A 22,848-nucleotide genomic window follows, 5' to 3' on the forward strand; every position below is an offset into this window, starting at 1 on the left:
CCTTGCCAGGTTGCGACGCACCCAAGCGTTCTGCGAAAGCCCTGGTTCCCATGAAAAAGGGCCTGACCGCCTCCACCGGAAGCGGTCAGGCCCTGCCATGGGCAGCGGACGGAGCCGGCGTTACGCCGCCTTCGCCATCCCGCGCAGCACGTAGTGCAGGATGCCGCCGTTCTTGTAGTACTCGACCTCATCGGCCGTATCGATGCGGCTCAGCACCGTGGTCTTGTCCACCGTGCCGTTGGCGCGGCGGATCACCAGTTCCAGCGTCTGCCGCGGCTTGATCTGCTCGAGGCCGAGGATGTCGATCACCTCGTCCCCGGTGATGCCGAGCGACTTGCGGTCCTGGCCGTTCTGGAACACCAGCGGCAGCACGCCCATGCCCACCAGGTTGGAGCGGTGGATGCGCTCGAAGCTCTCGGCGATCACCGCCTTGATGCCCAGCAGGAAGGTGCCCTTCGCCGCCCAGTCGCGGGAGGAGCCGGTGCCGTATTCCTTGCCGCCGAACACCACCAGCGACACGCCCTCCCGCTTGTAGCGCATCGCCACGTCATAGATCGGCGCGACATCGCCCGAGGGGTAGTGCTTGCTGACGCCACCCTCGGTGCCGGGCACCATCTCGTTCTTGATGCGGATGTTGGCGAAGGTGCCCCGCATCATGACCTGGTGGTTGCCGCGGCGGGCGCCGTAGCTGTTGAAGTCGGCCTGCCGGACCTGGTGCTCCAGCAGGTACTCGCCGGCCGGGCTGGTCTTGCGGATGTTGCCGGCGGGCGAGATGTGGTCGGTGGTGATGCTGTCGGCCAGCAGCGCCAGCACCCGGGCGCCGTGCACCGAGGTCACCGGCTTCACCTCGGCGGTCATGCCCTCGAAATAGGGCGGGTTCTGGACGTAGGTGGAGCCGCTGTTCCAGCGGTAGGTGTCGCTGTCCGCATCGACGCGGATCGCCTGCCACTGCGTCGGGCCCTTGAAGACGTCGCCGTACTTGTCGACGAACATCTTGCGGGTCACGCAGGCATCGACCGTGTCGTTCACTTCCTTCTGGCTCGGCCAGATGTCCTTCAGGAACACCGGCTGACCATCGCTGCCGGTGCCGATCGGCTCCTTCGTCAGATCCTTGGTCACCGTGCCGGCCAGGGCATAGGCGACCACCAGCGGCGGCGAGGCCAGGTAGTTGGCGCGCACGTTGGCGTGGACCCGGCCCTCGAAGTTGCGGTTGCCGGAAAGCACGCCGGCGACCACCAGCTTCTCATTCTCGACGGCGTCGACGATCGGGTCCGGCAGCGGCCCGCTGTTGCCGATGCAGGTGGTGCAGCCGTAGCCGACGGTCTGGAAGCCGATGGCGTCGAGGTCGGCCTGCAGGCCGGAGCTCTCGTAGTATTCGGTCACCACCTGGCTGCCGGGGGCGAGCGAGGTCTTCACCCAAGGCTTCGGCTTCAGCCCCTTGGCGCGCGCCTTCCGGGCCACGAGGCCGGCGGCGATCATCACATAGGGGTTCGAGGTGTTGGTGCAGGAGGTGATGGCGGCGATCACCACATCGCCGTGGCCGAGGTCGTAATGCGCGCCCTCGATCTGCACCCGCTTGTTCGCCTCGTCGCCCGGCACGCCCATGGCGCCGGCGGCGAGGTCCTTGGCGAAGGAGGCGGCGGTGTTGGACAGCGCCACCCGGTCCTGCGGCCGCTTCGGCCCGGCGAGCGAGGGCTCGACGGTGCCCATGTCCAGCTCCAGCGTGTCGGAGAAGACCGGGTCCGGCGAGTTGCTGTCGCGCCACATGCCCTGGGCCTTGGCGTATTCCTCGACCAGCTTCACCCGGTGCTCGTCGCGGCCGGAGAGGCGGAGATAGCCGATGGTCATCGCATCGACCGGGAAGAAGCCGCAGGTCGCGCCGTATTCCGGCGCCATGTTGCCGATGGTGGCGCGGTCCGCCAGCGGCAGGTCATCGAGGCCGGCGCCGAAGAACTCGACGAACTTCCCGACCACGCCCTTCTTGCGCAGCATCTGCGTCACCGTCAGCACCAGGTCGGTGGCGGTGACCCCCTCGCGCAGCTTGCCGGTCAGCTTGAAGCCGATGACATCCGGGATGAGCATGGCGATCGGCTGGCCGAGCATCGCCGCCTCCGCCTCAATCCCGCCGACGCCCCAGCCGAGCACGCCGAGGCCGTTCACCATGGTGGTGTGGCTGTCGGTGCCGTAGCAGCTGTCAGGGTAGACGTAGGTGTCGCCGATGTCCTGCGTAGTCCAGACCACCTGCGCCAGGTATTCCAGGTTCACCTGGTGACAGATGCCGGTGCCCGGCGGCACGACGCGGAAATTATTAAAGGCCGACTGGCCCCAGCGGAGGAACTCGTAACGCTCGCCGTTGCGCTCGAACTCGATGTCGACGTTCCGCTGCAGGGCGTTGGCGGTGCCGGAGACGTCGACCATGACCGAGTGGTCGATCACCAGATCGACCGGCACCAGCGGGTTCACCTTCCGCGGGTCGCCGCCGAGCTTGATGATCCCGTCCCGCATTGCGGCCAGGTCCACCACCGCAGGCACACCGGTGAAGTCCTGCATCAGGATGCGGGCCGGGCGGAAGGGAACTTCCTTGTCCGAATGGCCGGCGGGCAGCCAGCCGGCGATCGCCTTGGCGTCATCCACCGTGTAGCTGCGGCCGTCCTCGTAGCGCAGGACGTTCTCGAGCAGCACCTTCAGGCTGACCGGCAGCCGGGCGATGTCGCCGATCGCCTTGGCCGCCTCGGGCAGGCTGAAGTAGTGGTAGTTCTTGCCGTCCACCGTCAGGGTGCGGCGGGTCTTCAGGCTGTCCTGCCCGATCATCCGCATGGTCCGGAAACCCTTTCCTCGGTGCGCCTGGGCGGCGCAACACGTGGGAAGGGGTTTTACGCAGGACGGGGGTTGACGTCCACGGGGCGGGGCAGGGGCCTGGAGAAGAGGATTCGGAAGATGCTGGAGGCACGGGGCCTCGCCTGCCTGCGCGGGGAGCGGGTGATCTTTGCGGAAGTGTCATTCCGCCTTGGCGCGGGCGGGGCGCTGCTGCTGGTCGGCGCCAATGGCGCGGGCAAGTCGAGCCTGCTGCGGCTGCTCGCCGGGCTGCTGCCATCGGCCGCGGGGGCGCTGCTGTGGGACGGCGCCGATGCCCTGGCCGACCGCGCCGCCCATGCCGCCCGGCTGCGCTACCTCTCGCACCAGGATGCGCTGAAGCCGGCGCTGACGGCGCGGGAGAACCTGCGCTTCTTCGCCCGGCTCTGGGGCGGTGAGGTGGAGGCGGCGCTGGCCGCGCTCGATCTCGCGCCGCTGGCCGAGCTGCCCGCCCGGGTGCTCTCCGCCGGCCAGAAGCGGCGGCTGGCGCTGGCCCGACTGGCGCTGGGGGCGGCGCCGCTCTGGCTGCTGGACGAGCCGACGGTGGGGCTGGACGCCGCCGCGGTGGCGCGGTTGGGCACGCTGCTGGCGCAGCACCGGGCGACGGGCGGCATGGTGCTGGCGGCGACGCATCTGCCACTCCCCTTGCCAGGGGCCGAGGAGCTGCGGCTGTGAGGGCCTGGATTGCGCTGCTGACGCGCGAGCTGCGCCTCGCCCTGCGCCACCCGGCCGATACCCTGGCAGCGGTGCTGTTCTTCGTGCTGGTGGCGGCGCTCTTCCCCTTCGGCATTGGCCCGGCGCCGGAGACCCTGGCCCGCATCGCCCCCGGGGCGCTGCTGGCGGCGGCGCTGCTGGCGGCGCTGCTGCCACTGGACCGGCTGTTCGGCGCCGATGCCGAGGATGGCACGCTGGACCAGCTGCTGCTGAGCGGCCTCGGGTCTGGTGCTGTCGCCGCGGCCAAGGCGCTGGCGCATTGGCTGACCACCGGCCTGCCGCTGCTGGTGGCCACGCCGGTCGCGGCGGCCATGCTGAACCTGCCGATGGGCGCCTGGCCGGCGGCGATGGCCGCGCTGGGGCTGGCGGCGGGATTCCTCTCCCTGCTCGGCACCGCTGGGGCGGCGCTGACCCTGGGGGCGCGGCGAGGCGGGGTGCTGCTGCCGCTGCTGGTGCTGCCGCTGGCGATCCCAGCGGTGATCTTCGGTGCGGCCGCGATCGAGGCCGCCGCGGCCGGGCTCTCGCCGCGGCCCTACCTGCTGCTGCTCGGCGCGCTGGTCGCCGCGGCGCTGCCGCTGGCGCCGCTGGCCGCAGGGGCGGCGCTAAGAGTAGAGTAGCGGCATGCTGCAAGATGCCCTGCAATGGATCGCCGAGCACCGCACCGGGATGATCATCCTGGTCGGGGTGATGTTCACCACCATGTGGCTCACGCGGCGCTGAGACATCCCCACGAATTCGCTGCGCGCTTTCGCGGGGGCTGTCCTTTCCAATCGGCGCTTCGGCACGGCCTGCCGCGGCAAAGCCGCGGAAGGCAGGCGCTGCCCGGCCCGGCTGCTCAGCCCGGCAGGATGGCCATATGCGCCAGGTTCGAGAGCACATCCATGCGTTCGGTATGGAAGGGCTCGACCTGCCGGCAGTTGGAGAAGAAGGCGAAGCTCACGCCGCTGGTCGGATCCGCCCAGCAGTAGGAGGAGCCGACGCCGCCATGGCCGAAGGTGCGCGGATGCGCCACCGCGCCCAGGCCGCGGATCACCGGATGCTCGCCGCGTGAATGCGGGCCGATGCCGCGGTTCATCGGCAGGCCCATGTTCTCGTCCACGCGGTCGCCGGTGAAATTGCGGGTGACGAATTCGATGGTGCGCGGCGACAGGATGCGGGTGCCGTTCAGCACCCCGCCCTGCGCCAGCATCTGGTAGAAGGCCACCATGCCGCGGGCGCTGCCGTAGCCGCCGCCGCCGGGAATGCCCGCGGCATGGTGCGCGGCGTCATTCTCCCCCGGGCGCAGCACGTATTTCCCGTCCTGCTGCGGATCGTAGATATGCGCGGCGCGGTCCAGCTGCGCTTCCGGCAGGCCGACGAAGATCTCATCCGCCAGCCCCAGCGGTTCGGTGATCCGGCTGCGGATGTAGTCGCGGAAATCCTGGCCGGTGAGCGCCTCGATCAGCACGGCCGCAACCCAGTGGGCGGCGGCCGGGTGGTAGTAGACGCGGCTGCCCGGGGTCCATTCCAGGGTGAATTCGCAGACGGTCTTCCGCAGCAGCGCGTGGTCGGCGTAGCAGGCGGCGGGGACCACGGCGGAAGGGAAGCCGCCCTGGTGGGTAAGCAGCTGCAGCACGGTGATGCCGCCCTTGCCGTTCGCCGCGAATTCCGGGACGTGCTGCGCGATGGTGTCGCTGAACCGCAGCAACCCATCCTCCACCAAGGTCCAGACCGCCGCGGCGGTGACCACCTTGGTGTTGGAATACATCAGGAATAGGCTACGCGCGTCGGCCGCCACATCGGGCGCCACGCGGGCATGGCCGAAGCTGCGGAACAGCGCCAGCTTGCCATGCCGCGCGACGGCAAGCTGCGCGCCGGGGTGATGGCCCGCGGCGATGTGCTGCTCGATGATGGCGCAGAGCCGCGCCAGCGGCCGAGGATCGAGGCCGAGCGCCTCGGGATTGGATTCGGGCAGCGGGAAGGCCATCGTGCGTCTCCTGGTTGAAGGGGTTCAGGCTGCCTTGCGATGCCGCTCGGCCAGCGCCGGCATCACCTCCTGCGCGAAGAGGGTGGCGGAGCGCAGGCTTTCCGCGAGCGTCAGGTCACCGAAGGCGAAGCGGCTGACCAGATAATTCACCCCGGTCTCCGCCGCCTGCGCAAGCAGCGCGTCGCGCACCTCCGCCGCGGTGCCGGCGAAGCCCATGCCAGCGGCCTCGGTATCAGCGAAATCCACGGTCATGCGGGCGAATTGCGGGCCGGTGCCGTGCCTGCGCCACAGCTTCAGGAAGCTCTCGGCATGTCGCTTCCAGCCACGCCGTGCCACCGCACGGGCCTCCTCCGCGGTCTCGGCGATGACGATGGCGCGCGACAGGCCGAGGCAGGGCAGCGGCTTGGTGCCGCGCCATTCCGCCCGGTAGCGCGCGACGATCCTGGCGACCTGCGCCGCCGGTGCGTTGCAGACGATGTTGACGCCATGCTGCGCCGGCCACACCGCGGCCTCCGACGTGGCGCAGGCGTACCACAGCGGCGGGTGCGGCTGCTGCGCCGGGCGCAGCACGATGGGAAGCTGCCGGCACTGCCACCAGCGGCCCTCGAAGCTCACCTCTTCCTGCGTCAGCGCCTGGACCAGCAGGGCAAGGGCTTCGCGGTACATCGCCGGCGCCTCGGCCGCGTCGATGCCATGGTAGCCCAGCTCATAGGGCGAGATGCCGCGGCCGACGCCGAGTTCGAACCGCCCGCCGCTCATCTGGTCCAGCAGGCAGACCTCCTCGGCGATCTGCAACGGGTGGCGGAGCGGCAGGATGTAGACCAGCGGCCCGAAGCGCAGCCGCTTCGTCCGCTGCGCGACAGCGCCGAGCCAGGCGCCGGTCGCCGGTGTCGCCGAGAGCGGCGTCGCATGGTGCTCGCTGACGTGGTAGCGGTCGAAGCCGGCGCGGTCGTAGAATTCCGCGAGTTGCAGCCGGGCCTCGTAATGCCCGGTCAGGGCCAGCGTGCCGCGGTCGTTCTGGTCGAAGATGCCGAACTGCACGCCATCCTCCCCTGCCTTTCCGGGGAGCCTATCAGCCCTCGCGGGAAGCGCCAGGGGCGGCGAGGGGGTCGGGCAGCCAGCGCTCCAGCAACTCGGCGGTGGCGGCGGTGATCGCCGCCGGGGCGGCACCATCGGCGCGCAGCCGGGCGCGCATCGCCGCGGCATCCTCCAGCCTGCCGTGCCACTCCGGGCCGAAGCGGTGCTGCAGCCATTGCCGTAGGCCGCGGGCGAAAGCCGGGCTGCGGCCCTCGGTGGAGACGCCGATGACGAGATTGCCGCGCCGCACCATCGCCAGCGCATAGGCGTCGCAGAGCGGCGGGATGTCCTCGGCATTGACCAGCACGCGATGCGCCCGGGCCACTGCGGCAAGGCGGGCGCTGTCGGCCCCGGACAGCCCGGCCATCAGCAGCAGCCGCGCCGCCGCCACCTCGGCATCGCTCGGCAGCCGCTCCACCAGCCGCGCTCCGGCGCGGTCGCGCAGCGCGGCGGAAGGGGCCTCGGCGAAGATGGTCAGGTCGCGGGCGCCGCCAGCCTCCAGCATGTCGAGCCGGGCCAGCGCCGCGCGGCCGTCGCCGACCAGGAGCACGGGCCAATCCGACAGGTCGATGGTGAGTGGCAACATGGCGCTAGCCCGACTGGATGTGGGCGCGCCGCATCACCTCGGCCCAGCACGCGGTATCGGCGCGGATCAGCGCGCCCGGCACCTCGGGGGAGTCATCCGCCGGCTCCAGCCCCAGGGCCGGCACGCATTCCGCCGCCTCCGCCAGTGTCGGCACCTCCGGCAGCGCCATGGTGCGGGCGCCGGCGGTGACGAGGAGTCCGCGCCCCTGCATCAGGCGACCTCCAGCTTCCGCCGCAGCAGGGAGAGGGGGTGGCCCGGCGCGGCCGAATGCTGATAGGCGATGCCGATCACCCGGCGCGCCGCATCCCACACTGCGGGATCGGCGCCTTCCGGTACCACCACCGTGCTGGCGCCGCAGCGCAGCAGGGCGAGGTACTGGTCGGGGATGACATGGCCGCCGACGCGGATCTCGCCGGTGTAGCCATGGTGCTCGCGCAGCGCGCGCGCCTGGGTGAAGGCGCGGCCGTCGCGGAAGCTCGGCAAGGTCAGCTCGACCAGCGCCAGGCGGCCGAGCAGCGGCGCGATCGCCTCCGGCGCGACATCGGGCGGCAGGGCGACGCCAAGCGGCCCGTTGCGGCCGGCAAGCGCCGCCGCCTCCCGCTGCAGCCGGGCGAGCGGGAGGATCGTCGGCGCCTCCGGCAGCGGCGCGTCATCCGCCACCGTGACCCAGGGGTCGTCGACGATGCGGCCATCCTCAAGCAGCGGCATAGAGCGCCTCCTTGAACGGCGTGAGGCCGATGCGGCGATAGGTGTCGATGAAGCGCTCGCCCAGCGCGCGATGCGCGACATGGGTGCGGATGATGGTCTCGATGGCGTCCACGATGTCATCGTAGGAGAAGGCCGGCCCGACCAGCTCTCCCACCGCCGCGTCATTGGTGGCGGAGCCGCCGAGCGTCACCTGGTAGACCTCCTCGCCACGCTTATCGACGCCGAGGATGCCGATATGGCCGACATGATGATGGCCGCAGGCGTTGATGCAGCCGGAGATGTTGACGAAGCATTCGCCGAGGTCGAGCTGCCGGTCGAGGTCGGCGAAGCGTTCGGAGATGCGCTGCGCCACCGGGATGCTGCGGGCCGTCGCCAGGGCGCAGTAGTCCATCCCCGGGCAGGCGATGATGTCGCTGATCAGCCCGATGTTGGGCGTCGCCAGCCCGGCGGCGCGCAGCCCCTGCCACACGGCGAACAGCTCATCCTGGCGGACATGCGGCAGCACCAGGTTTTGCACATGGCTGACCCGGATCTCGCCGAAGGAATGCCGCTCCGCCAACGCCGCCACCACCTCCATCTGGTCGGCCGAGGCGTCGCCCGGGATGCCGCCGACCGGCTTCAGCGAGATGGTGACCGAGGCATAGCCCGGCTGGCGATGCGGCCGGACGCTGCGGCTGGCCCAGGCGGCGAATTCCGGGTCCTCCGGCGGGGCGATGTCGTTCAGCGCCGCGAAGGGCGGCGGGGCGAAATGCGCGGCGATGGCGGCGACGATGGCGGGGTCCAGCCGGTAGGGATCGCGCGGCATGGTGGCGTATTCGCGCTCGACCATCTCCACGAACGCGTCGCCCAGGTCGCGCACCAGGATCTTGATGCGCGCCTTGTAGATGTTGTCGCGCTGGCCGAGCGCGTTGTAGACGCGCAGCACGGCTTCCATGTAGCCGAGGAACTCATCCTCCGGCACCCAGTCGCGCAGCTTTCGCCCGATCAGCGGGGTGCGGCCGAGGCCGCCGCCGGCATGCACCTCGAAGCCCATCGCGCCGGCGACGTTGCGCTTCGCCAGCACGCCGATGTCGTGCACCTGGGCGGCGACGCGGTCGTTCGGGCTGCCGGTGATGGCGATCTTGAACTTGCGCGGCAGCCAGGTGAATTCCGGGTGCAGGGTCGACCACTGCCGCAGGATCTCGGCATAGACGCGCGGGTCCACCACCTCATCCGGCGTGGCGCCGGCGTATTCGTCGGTGGTGACGTTGCGGATGCAATTGCCGCTGGTCTGGATGGCATGCATGTCCACCTCGGCCAGCGCCCGCAGGATGTCCGGCACATCCTCCAGCTTCGTCCAGTTGAACTGGATGTTCTGCCGCGTGGTGAAATGGCCGAAGCCACGGTCCCAGCGCCGCGCGATGAGCGCCAGCTGGCGCAGCTGCGTCGCGTTCAGCAGGCCGTAGGGAATGGCGATGCGCAGCATGTAGGCGTGCAGCTGCAGGTAGAGCCCGTTCATCAGCCGCAGCGGCTTGAACTCATCCTCGGTCAGCTCGCCCCTCAGGCGGCGGGCCACCTGGTCGCTGAACTCGGCGATGCGCTCGGCCAGGAATTCGCGGTCGATCTCATCGTAGCGATAGGTCCGGGCGTGCGGCGGATACTGCGGCGCAGGGCGGGAGGCGATGACGTTCATCGAATCTGTTCCGGATTCAGGAGGCGAGGCGCCAGCCGGCCGGCTCGGCCGCAATGCTCGGCCCGGCGGCGCGCAGTCTTTCGCGGAATTTCAGCGGCACCGGCGCACCGGCCAGGTGGCGGATTTCGACCCCATAGACGCCGACCACCTGCTGCTGCCGCTCGCCCTGCTTCGCCAGTGCCAGCCCTTCCGCCGCGGCCTCCGGCGGGAAGACCCGGGCCGCCGCCAGCGCCTCCACCCACGATCCCTCGGCACCCAGCCAGACCACGCGGCCGTCCCGCAGCCGGTTGGCGGTGAAGACCACCGGCGCGGTGGCGGGCCGCGCCTTCGGGGTGCTGCTCATGCGGGAATGTCCTGTGGGTGATGGGTATGCACGCCAATCCGAGGCATATAGGCCAAAATTAGCGATCATTAATCGCCTTATCAAGGACATTGTCGCCACAACTTGCGCCCTAAGGCCGCGCAATGGCAGACGGCTCTTGCATCGTCGGCGTGGAAAGCCGAATTTAGCTGCCAAATTCGGATATTACGCATGACCGATGTGGATTATGCCTCCGCACTGGCGACCGGCGACGCCCCCGCCCCCGGCGAGGTCTGGCTGGTCGGCGCCGGCCCCGGCGACCCCGGGCTGCTGACCCAGCGCGCTGCCAGCGCCCTCGCCCGGGCGGATCTGGTGCTGCATGACGCGCTGCCGGGCCGGGCCATGCTGCGGCTGGTCCGCGCCGGGGCAACCGTGCTCGCGGTCGGCAAGCGGAAGGGCCATGCGCCGCTGTCCCAGGCGAAGATCAACGCCAGGCTGATCGCCGGCGCCCGCGCCGGGCACCGGGTGGTACGGCTGAAGGGCGGCGATCCTTTCCTGTTCGGCCGCGGTGGCGAGGAAGCCGTGGCGCTGACCGCCGCCGGCATTCCCTGGCGCGTGGTCCCAGGCGTTACCGCCGGCACCGCGGCGCCAGCGGCGGCGGGCATTCCGCTCACTCATCGTGGCACCGCCAGCGCTGTTACCTTCGTCACCGGCCATGACGAGGCGGGCGAGCTGCCCGGCAGCGTCGATTGGGATGCGCTGGGTCGCGCCGGTGGCACCATTGCCGCCTTCATGGCACTCAGCCGGCTGGACGAGATCGCGCTGCGCCTGCTGGCCGCCGGGCGGGCGCCGAAGACGCCGGTGGCGGTCGTGGCGCAGGCCTCGCTGCCGGGCCAGGCGGTGCTGCGCACCACCCTCGGCACCTGCACCCTGGAAGCCCGTCGCGCCGCGCTGCCGACGCCGGCGCTGGTGGTGATCGGCGAGGTTGCCGGCCTTGGCCTGCTGCAAGCGGTGGCGGCGCCGGTCCCGGCGGTTGTTGCGTCACGAACTGCATGACGGCCCGGCGTTAGCCGCGTTGGTCATATGGTCTGGGGCATGTAGCCTCGGCGTGTGGCCTCCTATCTCCGCTTCGCGTCCGCCGGTGCCGCGGCGACCGCATCCGGCAATGGCATTGCGCGCTTCGCCTATGTGCCGCTGTTCCCGGCCATGGTCACCGCCGGCTGGGTGGATGGCGGCCAGGCCGGCACCCTCGGTGCCGCGGCGCTGCTCGGCTACCTCATCGGCACGCTGATCGGGCCGGCAGTGGCACGGCGGATCGGCGTGCCGCGGCTGCTGGATGCGGGGATGGCGCTGATCGCCGTCTCGCTCGCCGCCTGCGCCTGGAACGGCGGCTTCGCCTGGCTGCTGCTGTGGCGGACCCTGGCCGGGGTGGCCGGCGGGCTGCTGATGGCCATCGCCGGACCGGCGACCCAGGCGAGCGTGGCGGCACCGGACCGCGGCAAGGCCGGCGGCGTGGTCATCAGCGGGGTCGGCATCGGTATCGCCACCGGGGCGGTCGCGGTGCCGGCGCTGCTCGGCGCCGGGCTGCCGGCGACCTGGCTGGGGCTGGCAGGGCTGGTGCTGCTGCTCTGGGCCTTCGCCCATCCGCGCTGGCCGGACATGGTGCTGACCGGAGCCGCCGCCGCCCGCCCGCCACGGGCCCGGCTGCTGATCCTCACCTACGGGCTGCATGGCGCCGGGATGGTGCCGCCGATGGTCTACCTGGCCGATCTGGCGGCGCGTGGCCGGGGCCTCGGCGTCGGCATCGGCGCCGCCACCTGGCTGGCCTTCGGTCTGGCGGGCATTGCCGGTGGGGTACTGAGCGGGCGGGTGGTGGACCGGCTGGGCGCGCTGCCGACCCTGGTGCTGTGGCTGCTGGTGCAGGCGGCGGCGCTGGCGCTGGCGCTGCCGCCTTCCCCCGGGCTGGTGCTGCCGACCGCGGCGCTGGCCGGCTTCGCCGCCGTCGGAGTGACCACCGTGACCCTGGCGGTGACCCGGGTTCTGGCAGGGCCGCAGGCGACCGGGCTCTGGGTGCGATGCACCGCGGCCTTCGCGGTGGTGCAGACGGTGGTGGGCTTCGCCCTGGCGGCGCTGTTCGCGGCCACCGGAGAGAGCCATGCGGCGGTCTTCGGCAGCGGCTTGGTCTTCTCCCTTGCCGCCCTGGGTACTGCTCTGGCCTTGGCGCGGGCCGCACGGTGAGCCGGGGGGCGTCGGCCCCCGGCCTTCGTCAGCCCTCCTCCACCCCAGCCACCGCCAGGATGGCTGCCAAGCTCGCAACCATCCCGCGCAGGCTTTCGCCCTTCTCCACGTCGATCCATTCCTCCAGCGAATGCGCCCGCCCGCCGGTGCCGCCGCTGCCGATCTTCACCGCCGGGATGCCGAGGCTCATCGGGATGTTGGCGTCGGTCGAGGAGGCCTCCAGCACCGGCTCGTAGCCCTGCGCCGCCACTGCCGCGGCGGCGAGCTGGACGATTGCCGCCCCCGCCGGCGTTTCCCCGGCGGGGCGGTCGCCGATCGGCGTCAGCTCCACCGTCACCGGCCCTTCCCGGGTCGAGCGCGCCGCATTCTCGGCGGCCGCCGCGGCCTCCACCGCGCCGAGGAAGGCCGCCTCCAGCCGCGCCAGCTCGGCTGCCGACTGGCTGCGCAGGTCGACCTCCATCCACACCGCATTGGGGATGGCGTTCACCGAGGTGCCGCCGCCGAGCACGCTGACGCAATGCGTCGTCCGCGGGTCCACCGGCGCCGGCAGCTCCGCCAATGCCAGGCTGGCGCGGGCCATGGCATAGGCCGGGTTCACCAGCCCGAAGGCGCCGAAGCTGTGCCCGCCCGGCCCGCGGAAGCCCACCCGGTAGCGCTTGCTGCCGATGCCGCCGGTGACGATTCGGTCCACGTCCGGACTGTCCACGGTGAAGAAGGCGGCGATCCGGTCGCGGTGCCGGCCTTCGAGGAACAGGTGCCGCACCCCGCGCAGGTCGCCGAGGCCTTCCTCCCCGACATCGCCGACGAAGAGGATGTCGCTGCGGGTGACGATGCCGGCGGAATCCATGGCACGCAGGAAGGCAAGGTTGACCGCCAGGCTCCGGGTGTCGTCGCCGACGCCGGGGGCGAAGAGCTTCGTCCCTTCCCGCCGCACGCGCACATCCGTGCCCTCGGGGAAGACGGTGTCGAGATGCGCCGCGACCACCACGGTCTGGCCGTTGCCGCTGCCGCGGCGGCGCCCCATGACATTGCCGATGGCGTCCTGCTCCACCTCCTCCAGCCCGTGGTCGCGCAGCATCGCCAGATAGGCGGCGGCGCGGGCGGCTTCCTTGAACGGCGGGCTGGGAATTTCGGTGAGGCGGATGATGTCCTCCACCGTCCGCTCATGCTCCCGGTCCAGCACCGCCACGGCGGCCCGGAAGCGGGGGTTCGCGAGCAGGCGGGCGATGGTCTGGGCGGGAGGGAGGGGGGCGCTCATCCCAGCGTCATCGCGGCGGCGGCCGGGCACCGTCAAGCGCGCTATGCCTTCCGCAGCAGGGTGAAGCCGTCGAGCTCCGTCTCCCCGCCCCAGTCGAACACCCGCTGCCGCAGCACCTCCAGTCCCTCCTTCAGCGCGTAGTGGCGGAACATGTCCTTCGACATGAAGGCGCGGCAGTGCGGCGCCACCCGCCAGTCATGCCCGCCGGTGTAGTTGGAATGATGCAGGAAGGCCCGGCCGCCCGGCGCCAGCACCCGCTGCGCCTCCGCCAGATAGGCGCGCACCACGTCGCTGTCGAAATGCACCATGGCGTCGAAGCTGTAGAACAGCGTCACCGTGCCGTCCGCCACCTCCCGCAGGTCGTAGCCATTGTTGGCGATGTAGCTGATGCGCGGATCATCGCCGAAGCGGTCGCGGCAGAAGGCGATGTTCTCCGGCCGGATGTCGACCAGGATCAGCCGCTTCGACAGCGGCAGCAGCATCCGCGCGTTGCGGCCGCGCCCGGTCGCCAAGTCGAGCACGCAGGTAAAGTCGGCGCCGGCCAGGAAGGGCAGGATGGCGTCGCGCCACAGCGCCTCGATCGCCGGCTCGGCGGCGTCGAAATACGGATGGTCGGGCAGCCAGATGTCGCCGGCGAAACGGGCGGCGGCATCCAGCCGCTCACGGGTCACCAGGGCGCGGGGGCCATCGGGGCTGGAATCAGGGTCGGGGAGTGCCATGGCGCCGCGGTTAGCACGACGGGCCGCCGCGGCAAGAGTGGAATCAGGCCAACCGGCCGGTTCCGCGGCCGGCCCGAGCACGCTTCCGCGCGCCGTGCCCGGTGGCGCGAAGCCAAGGCCCGCGAAAGCGGGCCGTCCGGCGTGTGAGGAAGGCTGAACCTGCCAAGGTTCAGGGTCATTGGAAGCATATCGTTAGCTGACCGGAACGCCCGCCTCGTCCTTGGCGGTGCGGATGGTCTGCAGGGTCTGCACCCGCGCCACCTCCGGCGCTGCGGTCAGCCGCGAGGTCAACGCATTCTCATGTGCCGTGTCGCGGGCAACCAGCCGCAGCAGGAAATCGCCGCCGCCGCGGATCATGTGGCATTCCCGCACCTCCGGCCATTCGCGCACCGCGCCTTCGAAGGTCGCCAGCACGGCTTCCTTCTGGCTCTCCAGCCCGACCAAAGCGAAGAAGGTGATCTCGTAGCCGAGTGCCACCGGGTCCAGGTCGGCGTGGTAGCCGCGAATGATGCCCTCCTCCTCCAGCCGCCGGACGCGGCGGAGGCAGGGTGGGGCCGAGAGCCCGACCCGGCGTGCGAGCTCCACATTGGTCATGCGACCATCGGCCTGCAGTTCGGCGAGGATCTGGCGATCCACCTCGTCAAGGGATTGTTCTGGCTCGGTCCGCATGCGCTCATGTTTCATTGCCGCCGTTTGGCGTACAGCGCAATATCATTGCTCCCTGTCGAAGTCGCAAGACTTGTGCTTGTGGTGCGGCGCCGCACACCGAATATGCAACGCCTGACTGAAACGCCGGGAACCGAGTCCGTGTCCAATACCCACCGTACCCGCCTGCTGATCCTCGGCGCCGGCCCCGCCGGCTATACCGCGGCCATCTACGCCGCCCGGGCCGGGCTGGCGCCGCTGGTCGTCGCCGGGATGCAGCCGGGCGGGCAGCTGACCATCACCACCGATGTCGAGAATTACCCGGGCTTCGCCGAACCCATCCAGGGCCCCTGGTTGATGGATCAGTTCCGCGCCCAGGCCGAGCATGTCGGCGCCACCGTCATCCAGGACGTCATCACCGGCGTCGACCTCGCCGCCCGGCCGCTCCGCGCCACGGGCGATTCCGGCGACATCTACCTGGCCGAGACCCTGGTGATCGCCACTGGCGCCCAGGCCCGCTGGCTTGGCGTGCCCGGTGAGAAGGAGCTGTCCGGCTTCGGCGTCTCCGCCTGCGCCACCTGCGACGGCTTCTTCTTCCGCGGCAAGGAGGTCGCGGTGATCGGCGGCGGCAACAGCGCGGTGGAGGAGGCGCTCTACCTCTCCAATCTGGCGAAGCGCGTCACCGTCATCCACCGCCGGGACAGCTTCCGGGCGGAGAGGATCCTGCAGCAGCGGCTGTTCGCCAAGCCGAACGTCACCGTGGTCTGGGATACGGTGGTCGAGGAGATGTTGGCGACCGAGGGCAGGTTCCGTGCCCTGCGCGCTGTCGCCACCCGCAACCTGAAGACCGGCGCCACGGCGGAACTGCCCTTCGACGGCGTCTTCGTCGCCATCGGCCATGATCCGGCCACGGCGCTGTTCCATGGCCAGATCGGCATGGATGCCGATGGCTACATCACCACCGAGCCGGGCAGCACCCGCACCAGCATCCCCGGCGTCTTCGCCGCCGGCGACGTGCAGGACCGCATCTACCGCCAGGCGGTCACTGCCGCCGGCACCGGCTGCATGGCCGCGCTCGAGGCGGAGAAGTGGCTGGCGCATCTGCCGGCCGAGGCCCCCGCCGTCGAAGCCTGGACCTGAAGGGAAGCCCGCCGCCGATGCCACTCGACTGGGACAAGCTGCGCGTCTTCCACGCGGTGGCGGAGGCAGGCTCTTTCACCCATGCGGGGGAGACGCTGAATCTCAGCCAATCCGCCGTCTCCCGCCAGATCCAGGCGCTGGAGGAGGCGTTGCAGGTGCCGCTGTTCCACCGCCACGCCCGCGGCCTGATCCTGACCGAGCCGGGGGAGACGCTGAACCGGACCGTGCGGGAGGTCTTCGCCAAGCTGGCGATGACCGAGGCGCTGCTGACCGAAAGCCGCGAACGCCCGGCGGGGCGGCTGAAGGTCACCAGCACCACGGGTTTCGGCAGCACCTGGCTGGCGCCCCGGCTCTCGCGCTTCCTCACGCTCTACCCCGATGTCAGCGTCACCCTGCTGCTGGACGACAGCGACCTGGACTTGGCGATGCGGGAGGCGGATGTCGCCATCCGAATGCACCCGCCGCGCCAGCCCGATCTGATCCAGCGCCATCTGGCGAGCTTCGGCTGGCGGGTCTGCGGTGCCGCCGGCTATCTGAAGACCGCCGGCATCCCGCAGCGAGCGGAGGATCTGGACGCCCATCGGCTGATCGTCTGGGGCGACCACCGGCCGCCGATCGACGAAGTGAATTGGCTGAGCGAGGCCGGCCGCCGCGCCGGCGCGCCGCGCCGGGCAGCGGTGGAGGTGAACAGCCTGACGGGCATGCTGCGAGCGGTGCAGAGCGGCCTCGGCCTCGCCGCCCTGCCCGACTACATGGGCCGGGAGCTGGAAGGGCTGCTGCAGGTGCTTCCGGAGCTCAAGGCGCCGCGGCTCGACGCCTATTTCGTCTATCCCGAGGAAATGCGGCATTCCAAGCGGGTGTCGGTGTTCCGGGACTTCCTGGTCGCGGAACTGTCCGGCACCGTGTGATATGCGTATGGCGCATGGGTGGTGGCAGCTTTCACCAAACCGGCATGGCAATGTTAGGGGTAGGCTATAGCCATTCCGACGCACTTCGTCGGAAGAGGGTTTCGGGGTTTCCCCGAACTCCTTCGTCTCCCAGACGTGAAGCCTCCCTGTTAACTTCAGCCGCCATCCCATTGGGTTGGCGGCTTTCTTTTTGGCCGGAAGCTGGCTCCAGGCCGGCTTTCGCCGGCCCGCCGCGCCTCACGCCGCCGCGTAACGCCGCAGCACCTCCGGATCCGGTTCGCAGCCGAGCCCCGGCCCTTCCGGCACGGTGAAGCTGCCGCGCTGCGGCTGGATCGCCGCGGCGAAGGGGCTGGTCTCCAGGTCATAGTACATGTGCTCCACCAGGCTCTCCCCCGGCAGCGCCGCCACCATGTGCAGGGTGGCGATGAAGCCCGCGCCGAAATACGGGCAATGCGGCATGACGGCGATGCCGCGCGCCTCGGCCTCCCGCGCCACCCGCATCCAGGCGCCGATGCCGCCGATCTTGGTGACGCTCGGCTGGATGTAGTCCACCCCGCCGGCCGCCATCAGGGCGATGCATTCCTCAGGGCTCGCGGCATTCTCGCCGGCGGCCACGGCGATGCCGGCGCCGGCGCGCACCCGGGCGAGGCCGGCGTGGTCCTCCGGCGGCCAGACCGGCTCCTCCAGCCAGAGCAGCTTCTGCGGCCGGACCTGCTCGGCCACTGCCAGCGCCTGATCCACCGTCCAGGGGCAATTGGTGTCCATCATCAGCGCCACATCCGGGCCCACCGCGGCGCGGGCGGCGGCGACCTGCGGCGCGCCGATCTCATGCAGCTTCACCGAGCGATAGCCGCGCGCGGCGGCGCCGGCGGCATGGTGGGCGACGGTCGCGACATCGCCGTAGCGCGGCAGGCTGGCATAGGCCGGCAGCAGCTTGCGCCGCGCGCCGCCAAGCAGCTCGACGATCGGCTTGCCGGCGCGCTTGCCGGCGATGTCCCACAGCGCGATCTCCAACCCCGAGAGCGCGTAGAGCATGGCGCCGCTGCGGCCGAACAAGTGCAGGATGCGCTGCAGCTCCAGCGACACCGCGCCGATGTCGCGCTCGTCCCGGCCGATGGCGAGCGGCGCGACGACATCGCGCAGCGCGGCATGTGCCGGTTGCCAGGCCAGGTGGCTGAAGGTCTCGCCCCAGCCGACCACGCCATCATCGGTCTCCACCCGGACCACGATCATCCGGGCGACGTCGAGGGTCTTGCCGGCAAAGCTCGGGCGGGAACTGCCGGGCAGCAGGGGCAGGGCCAGCGGCAAGGCGGTGACGGATTTGATCGTCATGCGGTGAGTCCTTTCACTCGGGGCGGATGGCGGCAGTGCGTACCAGCGCATCCCATTTCGGCAATTGCGCCGCGGTCCATGCGGCGAATTCCTCCGGCGTTCCGCCGATGATCTCGAAGCCCAGCTCGGTCAGCCGCTGCGCGAGATCCGGCTGGCGCAGCGCCTGTACCACCGCGGCGTTCAACCGCCGGATCACCTCGGGAGGGGTGCCAGCGGGCGCGATCAGCCCGTTGATGGTGACAACGTCGACGCCAGCGAAGCCGGCCTCGGCGAAGCTCGGTACCTCGGGCATGCGGCGGCCGCGCCGCGCGCCGGTGATGGCCAGTGGCCGGGCCCTTCCGGCATCCGCCAGCTGCTTCGCCTGGGCCTGACCGGAGAAGATCATGCTGACCTCGCCCGAGGTCACCGCCGCCAGGGTCTCGCCGCCGCCGCGATAGGGGACGTGCAGGATGTCGAGGCCGGCGGCAATGCGGAGCTGCTCGCCGGCGATGCGCACCGCGGTGCCGGCGCCGGCCGAGCCGAAGGAAAGCTGCCCCGGCCGGGCGCGGGCCAGCGCCACCAGCTCCACCAGGTTGCGCGCCGGCACCGCCGGGTGCAGCAGCAGCACCTGCGCCGCGCTGGCCACCAGTCCGACGGGCGCGGCGTCACGCTGCGCATCGTAGGGCAGGGTGGCGTACATTGCCGGATTCACCACGAAGGCAAGGTCGATCATGCCGAGCGTCTGGCCATCCGGCGCGGCGCGCAGCGCCGCCTCGGTGCCGACGATGCTGTTGCCGCCGGCGCGGTTCTCCACCACCACCGGCTGTTCGAGGCTCTCGCTCAGCCGCGGCGCCAGCAGGCGGGAGAGAATGTCGGTCGCGCCGCCCGGCGAATAGGGCACGATCAGCCGGATCGGCCGCGCGCCCTGCGCCCTGACGATGCACGGCAGCAGCCCGAAGGTGGCGACCATCACCCGGCGTTGCATGCGTTTCTCCCCCCGGGTCTGTCGCCCGGGCGCAGCTTAGGCTGCTTCCCGGGGACGTCCATGCCCTGGCCTGCCACCTTGGCGCGTGTCAGCCCGCGCAGCAGCATTCCCGCAAAGAGTGGAGGAGATGGTCACGCGGCGGCGCGCAGTGCTGGCAGGGCCGGTGCTGTCCTGACCGCGTCAATGGTGCGGGCGGCGGAGTGGCGCGACCGTCCCACCCGCCTGGTCCTACCCTTCGACCCTGGCTCCTCTGCCGATGTGTCGGGCGGCTGATGGCCGAGCCGCTGTCGCAGCGCTCCGGCCAACCCATCGTCTGTGAGAACCGCACCGGCGTCGCCGGCAGCATCGCCACAGAAGCGGGCGTGCGCATGGCGCCAGAGGGCTATGCACTGCTGCTCGCCACCACCGACGCGCAGGTGGTCAACCGACTTCTCTATGCACGGCTGCCCTGTGACCCGGAGCGCGACTTCACGCCGCATTCCAATCTTCGGTGAACGTCATGGCGGTCTCTGCCGACTCGCTTGCAAGGATGCGCAGGCACTGATCGCGGCAGCACCTCCAACGACATGGCACCCTCACTGTTCGGCCATTTCCGAGAGCGGTTGCCCGGCCCGAACGCGAAGCCGGTCGGCTCCTGCCCCGAGGATCGGTGACCTTCACCGTGCAGGAATCGGAGCGCTATGGCGCGCCGGTCCGGCGGCTCGGCATCCGGGTGGATTGGGAGCCGCGGGCCGGTTCCCGCCTGTCTCCTTTGCAGCGGGTGACGGAACGCCAAAGGCTGGCGCCAGCGCCCTGGAACCGCCCCTGGCCCCGCGCGCGCAGCCCGCTACCACCGGGGTGCGGTCAGGGCCCCGCCGGCCGCGCCGACGCCGCCACCGACCAGCGCACCGGTGCCGACACTGCCGCCGGTCAGGGCACTGACACCCGCGCCCGCGCCCGCGCCGAGCAGCCCACCGGATACCGCCCGCCCGCCAGGGCTGGACCCACACGCCACCATTCCAAGCAATGCCGCGCCGAGCACGGCCGCCGTCGTCAGTCTGCGAAGCATGGCGCTCTCCCTCTCGTGGACAGGAAGCGCAACGCGGCACCGGCCCGGCCCGCCTCTTCACATTGCCGCTTCCTTTTTGAGAACGTTCGGACTAGCTAATTGATAACGATTTTGTGATGTTCGGATGGCGTCGCGGGAAATCGCGCTGCCCTGAAGGATGATCTATAAAAACGTGCACAGGACAAAATTTGAATAATATCCTGTGAAATCATCTTGAACCGAGCCAGAGGATGCAATGCAGGATAAACGCCGCACGGCTCGGAGCCGCATGATCAAGGAAGCCCGGATCGCATTCGGAGAGGTCTTGCTGACCTGCGCAGCCTTCGACCTTTCCTCCACCGGCGCGCGGATCTGCCTCTTCGACCCGGTAGAGGTGCCGGAGATGGTGGAGCTTCGCCTTCCGGACGGATTGCTCCAGCCGGCGCGGCGCCGCTGGCAGCAAGGCACCCAGGTGGGGCTCGAGTTCGTGGGTGCCGCCGCTGGGTGAGCACTGGCTGGTCAATCGGGCCGGCGCAGGCGGATTGTCCCTTTGGGTGAACACTCCCGAGCCGGATTTACAGCAGCGAACGTGGAGGGCTTTGGCACTCTGGTTTCCAGTGGGGCTTCTATGATGTGCGCCAGGGTTCACGGATGCGCCGCGCCGGCCTCAGGGGTGAGTGGAAGTCGTAGGCGCGATCGGCAGGGTCTGAGCGATTGCCGCCAGCGGCTCGACATGAATGGAAGATTCATGCTGCTGGTATGAGGGCGTGAACACCCCGGAGCGCGGATCCGCTGTAGGTTCGTGGGCATGCCTGCCGCCACGCCGATCCACGTCAACCGCGCCCCGGTGCTGACCCTCTGGGCAGCCGTGGTGGCCGAACGGCTGGGCCATCCTCCCGACACCGCCCTGAGCCTCGCCAGCGCTGTCGCCGGTACCGCCGCGCGGGCGAAGGCGCGGCGCCTCGGCATCGCCGAAGACAGGGAGATGGCGAAAGACCAAGGCCCGACCATGCCAATGAACACGGCCCGGTTGCTCGGCAAGGAGGTGCGGTTGACGCATGACGCCGACGGGGTGGTCCTGGCGGATGCCGGAGACGGCACGCCGGCGCCCGCGGCCCCGGTGGCGGCCTATATCGCCAGGGCCTTCGGCAGCCGCCTGGCCGAGACGCGTGAGGCGATGGTGGCGCTGGCCGCCCGCCATGCGCCGCAGGAGCTGAACCGCATCGGCTTCCGGCTGTACGAGGGCTTCCGCCCCGAGGTGCCCGAGGGCGTGCAGGGCTGGGGTGCGAAGGGGGTGCTGCGGATCGAGCGGATCCGCGACGCGACCGCCTGATCGGGTACGCCAGCCCTTGTGCTCATTGGGGGAGCATGGGTGCCCGCCTCACCGGACCGGCTCGGCCCCGTCCCCTGCGGCATCGCCGGGCAACCGCAGCGGATCATACGCCGCAAGGTCGAGTTCAGGCGCCTCGCCCAGCACCAGCTGCGCCAGGAGACGGCCGGCAAGGGGGCCGATGGTCAGCCCGGATGGGCCCAGGCCGTTGCCGATGACCAACCCGTCAAGCCCCGCGATCCGCCCCAGCATCGGCCTGAGGTCCGGGCCCACGGGCCGGAAGCCGATGCGGGTCTCGACCAGCGTGGCCGGGCCAAGGCCGGGCGCAATGGCCAGGGCCTCATTGAGCACCTCGGCCTGGCCCGCCGCCGTGACCCGGTAGTCGAAGCCGGAGCCGGTTTCGCGCGTGGCCCCGACCACCACGCGGGAGCCGCCGAAGGCGAGCAGGTAATGGCTGCTTCGGGGCAGCACGACAGGCCAGGCCCCGGTGTCCACGCCCTCGAGGCGAAGATGCGTGATCTGCCCACGCTGGGGCACGACCGCGAGGGAAACGCCTAGGGGCTTCAGCATCTCCGGTGCCCAGGCCCCGGCCGCGACGACCACGCAATCCGCCTCGATGACCTCGGAGGCCAGCCGGATCCCGGTCACGCGCCCGTCGCGGGCCAGCAGTTCGGCCGGGCCGGTGTGGAAGCGCGCACCCCGCCGCTCGGCCGCCCGCCGCAGCGCGGCGGCGAGCAGCCGCCCATCGACGCGGGCCCCGCCGCTGACATGTACCCCGCCGAGGTCCTGGCGCAGCGGCGGAAAGAGCGCGCGCGCCTCGGCGGGCGAGAGCCGCGCCACCTCCCCGGCTTCCGGCGCTTCGGCCTGCCGGGCACGCACCGCCCGTTCGATCTGATCGAGTTCGGTGTGATCCGCCGCAACCGAGAGCGCGCCCACCCTGCGGTAGCCGGTCTCGACCTCACCCGCCTCGGCGAGCTGCTCGATCAGGGTGGGATAGTAGCGGGCGCCGGCTTCGGCGATGCGGCGCCAGCCGGGATCGACGCGGCCCGAGGACCAGGGCGAGATGATGCCGGCCCCGGCCGCGGTGGCACGCCCGGCATGGGCTTGGTCGGCCACCACCACCCCGGCGCCGGCCAGGGCCAGGTGGAAGGCGGTGCTGGCGCCGAGCACGCCGGCACCGATGATCGCAACTCGCACGGTTTGCTGATCCTTCCTGCCTCGAACGCCTAGCGACCGGCGCATAGCCGAGCCTCCGCCCTGGGCATCAGCGTCCGGCCGCCCTGCACGACCGAGGCTAGAGCAGTTTCCCGCAGGCTGGAAACGGTCTGCGGGGGAGCACGGCCTTCAGCCGACCGGCATGGTCAGCCTGAGGGTGCTCCAGGCGGGTCCGCCAACCGTGCCCAGCCTCCA

General features: G+C 70.8%; 24 protein-coding genes. 9 read left to right on the plus strand and 15 right to left on the minus strand.

Features of this window, described 5'->3' with window-relative positions; all coding sequences use genetic code 11:
* Positions 1 to 120: 120 nt before the first annotated feature.
* Positions 121 to 2,817 carry an aconitate hydratase AcnA gene (gene acnA, locus H7965_RS20000; RefSeq protein WP_186772357.1) on the minus strand — a complete coding sequence of 899 codons (2,697 nt, stop codon included), beginning with the start codon at positions 2,815 to 2,817 and terminating at the stop codon, positions 121 to 123.
* Positions 2,818 to 2,937: 120 nt separating this feature from the next.
* On the opposite strand from acnA, the gene ccmA reads away from it, so the two are divergent.
* Complete coding sequence (ccmA, locus tag H7965_RS20005; RefSeq protein WP_186772358.1) at positions 2,938 to 3,528, plus strand: heme ABC exporter ATP-binding protein CcmA; 591 nt, start codon at positions 2,938 to 2,940, stop codon at positions 3,526 to 3,528.
* The gene (ccmB, locus tag H7965_RS20010; protein WP_186772359.1) at positions 3,525 to 4,184 is read left to right on the plus strand and encodes a heme exporter protein CcmB; all 660 of its coding nucleotides are present in this window, start codon (positions 3,525 to 3,527) and stop codon (positions 4,182 to 4,184) included. The genes ccmA and ccmB overlap by 4 nt, the downstream gene beginning before the upstream one ends.
* 218 nt (positions 4,185 to 4,402) lie before the next feature.
* Here ccmB and H7965_RS20015 read toward each other — a convergent pair whose 3' ends face one another.
* Genes H7965_RS20015 through H7965_RS20045 form a run of 7 tightly spaced genes read right to left on the minus strand, consistent with a single transcriptional unit; the run spans position 4,403 to position 9,919 of the window.
* Positions 4,403 to 5,533: a serine hydrolase domain-containing protein gene (locus H7965_RS20015; protein WP_186772360.1), complete on the minus strand. Its 1,131-nt coding sequence runs from the start codon at positions 5,531 to 5,533 to the stop codon at positions 4,403 to 4,405.
* A gap of 24 nt (positions 5,534 to 5,557) precedes the next feature.
* A complete protein-coding gene (locus H7965_RS20020) occupies positions 5,558 to 6,574 on the minus strand; it encodes an LLM class flavin-dependent oxidoreductase (protein ID WP_186772361.1) in 1,017 nt (338 codons plus the stop codon).
* 31 nt (positions 6,575 to 6,605) lie between these two features.
* Positions 6,606 to 7,196, minus strand: coding sequence for a precorrin-2 dehydrogenase/sirohydrochlorin ferrochelatase family protein (locus tag H7965_RS20025; RefSeq protein ID WP_186772362.1), 591 nt, complete (start codon positions 7,194 to 7,196; stop codon positions 6,606 to 6,608).
* Positions 7,197 to 7,200: 4 nt separating this feature from the next.
* Positions 7,201 to 7,407, minus strand: a complete 207-nt coding sequence (locus H7965_RS20030) for a type 2 periplasmic-binding domain-containing protein (protein ID WP_186772363.1) — start codon at positions 7,405 to 7,407, stop codon at positions 7,201 to 7,203.
* On the minus strand, positions 7,407 to 7,904 hold the full coding sequence (locus tag H7965_RS20035) for a DUF934 domain-containing protein (RefSeq protein WP_186772364.1): 498 nt from the start codon (positions 7,902 to 7,904) through the stop codon (positions 7,407 to 7,409). Before H7965_RS20035 ends, H7965_RS20030 begins: the two co-directional genes overlap by 1 nt.
* Positions 7,891 to 9,576 carry a nitrite/sulfite reductase gene (locus H7965_RS20040; RefSeq protein ID WP_186772365.1) on the minus strand — a complete coding sequence of 562 codons (1,686 nt, stop codon included), beginning with the start codon at positions 9,574 to 9,576 and terminating at the stop codon, positions 7,891 to 7,893. The genes H7965_RS20035 and H7965_RS20040 overlap by 14 nt, the downstream gene beginning before the upstream one ends.
* A gap of 16 nt (positions 9,577 to 9,592) precedes the next feature.
* The gene (locus H7965_RS20045; protein ID WP_186772366.1) at positions 9,593 to 9,919 is read right to left on the minus strand and encodes a DUF2849 domain-containing protein; all 327 of its coding nucleotides are present in this window, start codon (positions 9,917 to 9,919) and stop codon (positions 9,593 to 9,595) included.
* A gap of 189 nt (positions 9,920 to 10,108) precedes the next feature.
* On the opposite strand from H7965_RS20045, the gene cobA reads away from it, so the two are divergent.
* Together cobA and H7965_RS20055 are read left to right on the plus strand one after the other, a co-directional pair.
* A complete protein-coding gene (gene cobA / locus H7965_RS20050) occupies positions 10,109 to 10,933 on the plus strand; it encodes a uroporphyrinogen-III C-methyltransferase (RefSeq protein ID WP_186772367.1) in 825 nt (274 codons plus the stop codon).
* Positions 10,934 to 10,987: 54 nt separating this feature from the next.
* On the plus strand, positions 10,988 to 12,115 hold the full coding sequence (locus H7965_RS20055; RefSeq protein ID WP_186772368.1) for a YbfB/YjiJ family MFS transporter: 1,128 nt from the start codon (positions 10,988 to 10,990) through the stop codon (positions 12,113 to 12,115).
* Positions 12,116 to 12,143: 28 nt separating this feature from the next.
* Here the strand turns inward: H7965_RS20055 and H7965_RS20060 are convergent, their stop codons facing one another.
* The 3 genes from H7965_RS20060 to H7965_RS20070 form a co-directional block, all read right to left on the minus strand.
* Complete coding sequence (locus H7965_RS20060; RefSeq protein WP_186772369.1) at positions 12,144 to 13,373, minus strand: M20/M25/M40 family metallo-hydrolase; 1,230 nt, start codon at positions 13,371 to 13,373, stop codon at positions 12,144 to 12,146.
* A gap of 41 nt (positions 13,374 to 13,414) precedes the next feature.
* Positions 13,415 to 14,092, minus strand: coding sequence for a class I SAM-dependent methyltransferase (locus H7965_RS20065; protein WP_186772370.1), 678 nt, complete (start codon positions 14,090 to 14,092; stop codon positions 13,415 to 13,417).
* Between the two features lie 192 nt (positions 14,093 to 14,284).
* Positions 14,285 to 14,761 carry an Lrp/AsnC family transcriptional regulator gene (locus H7965_RS20070; RefSeq protein WP_186772371.1) on the minus strand — a complete coding sequence of 159 codons (477 nt, stop codon included), beginning with the start codon at positions 14,759 to 14,761 and terminating at the stop codon, positions 14,285 to 14,287.
* Between the two features lie 102 nt (positions 14,762 to 14,863).
* Between H7965_RS20070 and trxB the strand changes: the two genes are divergently transcribed.
* Complete coding sequence (gene trxB / locus H7965_RS20075; protein WP_186772372.1) at positions 14,864 to 15,877, plus strand: thioredoxin-disulfide reductase; 1,014 nt, start codon at positions 14,864 to 14,866, stop codon at positions 15,875 to 15,877.
* Positions 15,878 to 15,894: 17 nt separating this feature from the next.
* Entirely contained in the window at positions 15,895 to 16,785 is an 891-nt protein-coding gene (locus H7965_RS20080) for a LysR family transcriptional regulator (protein ID WP_186772373.1), read from the plus strand.
* 237 nt (positions 16,786 to 17,022) lie between these two features.
* Here the strand turns inward: H7965_RS20080 and H7965_RS20085 are convergent, their stop codons facing one another.
* Positions 17,023 to 18,117 carry a mandelate racemase/muconate lactonizing enzyme family protein gene (locus H7965_RS20085; RefSeq protein WP_186772374.1) on the minus strand — a complete coding sequence of 365 codons (1,095 nt, stop codon included), beginning with the start codon at positions 18,115 to 18,117 and terminating at the stop codon, positions 17,023 to 17,025.
* Between the two features lie 13 nt (positions 18,118 to 18,130).
* On the minus strand, positions 18,131 to 19,081 hold the full coding sequence (locus H7965_RS20090) for a tripartite tricarboxylate transporter substrate binding protein (RefSeq protein WP_186772375.1): 951 nt from the start codon (positions 19,079 to 19,081) through the stop codon (positions 18,131 to 18,133).
* A 272-nt stretch (positions 19,082 to 19,353) separates the two neighbouring features.
* Here H7965_RS20090 and H7965_RS20095 point away from each other — a divergent pair, with 272 nt between their 5' ends.
* Positions 19,354 to 19,575: a tripartite tricarboxylate transporter substrate-binding protein gene (locus H7965_RS20095; RefSeq protein ID WP_186772376.1), complete on the plus strand. Its 222-nt coding sequence runs from the start codon at positions 19,354 to 19,356 to the stop codon at positions 19,573 to 19,575.
* Between the two features lie 332 nt (positions 19,576 to 19,907).
* Here the strand turns inward: H7965_RS20095 and H7965_RS20100 are convergent, their stop codons facing one another.
* Positions 19,908 to 20,129 (minus strand): hypothetical protein, encoded by a 222-nt coding sequence (locus H7965_RS20100; protein WP_186772377.1) that lies wholly within the window; start codon positions 20,127 to 20,129, stop codon positions 19,908 to 19,910.
* Positions 20,130 to 20,364: 235 nt separating this feature from the next.
* Here H7965_RS20100 and H7965_RS20105 point away from each other — a divergent pair, with 235 nt between their 5' ends.
* Positions 20,365 to 20,616 (plus strand): PilZ domain-containing protein, encoded by a 252-nt coding sequence (locus H7965_RS20105; RefSeq protein ID WP_261394315.1) that lies wholly within the window; start codon positions 20,365 to 20,367, stop codon positions 20,614 to 20,616.
* Positions 20,617 to 20,916: 300 nt separating this feature from the next.
* Entirely contained in the window at positions 20,917 to 21,441 is a 525-nt protein-coding gene (locus H7965_RS20110; RefSeq protein WP_186772379.1) for a hypothetical protein, read from the plus strand.
* A 48-nt stretch (positions 21,442 to 21,489) separates the two neighbouring features.
* Here the strand turns inward: H7965_RS20110 and H7965_RS20115 are convergent, their stop codons facing one another.
* Positions 21,490 to 22,635, minus strand: a complete 1,146-nt coding sequence (locus tag H7965_RS20115; protein ID WP_186772380.1) for an NAD(P)/FAD-dependent oxidoreductase — start codon at positions 22,633 to 22,635, stop codon at positions 21,490 to 21,492.
* Positions 22,636 to 22,848 lie beyond the last annotated feature (213 nt).

The sequence above is a fragment of the Siccirubricoccus deserti genome (assembly GCF_014283215.1).
In the GTDB taxonomy this organism is placed as follows: domain Bacteria; phylum Pseudomonadota; class Alphaproteobacteria; order Acetobacterales; family Acetobacteraceae; genus Siccirubricoccus; species Siccirubricoccus deserti.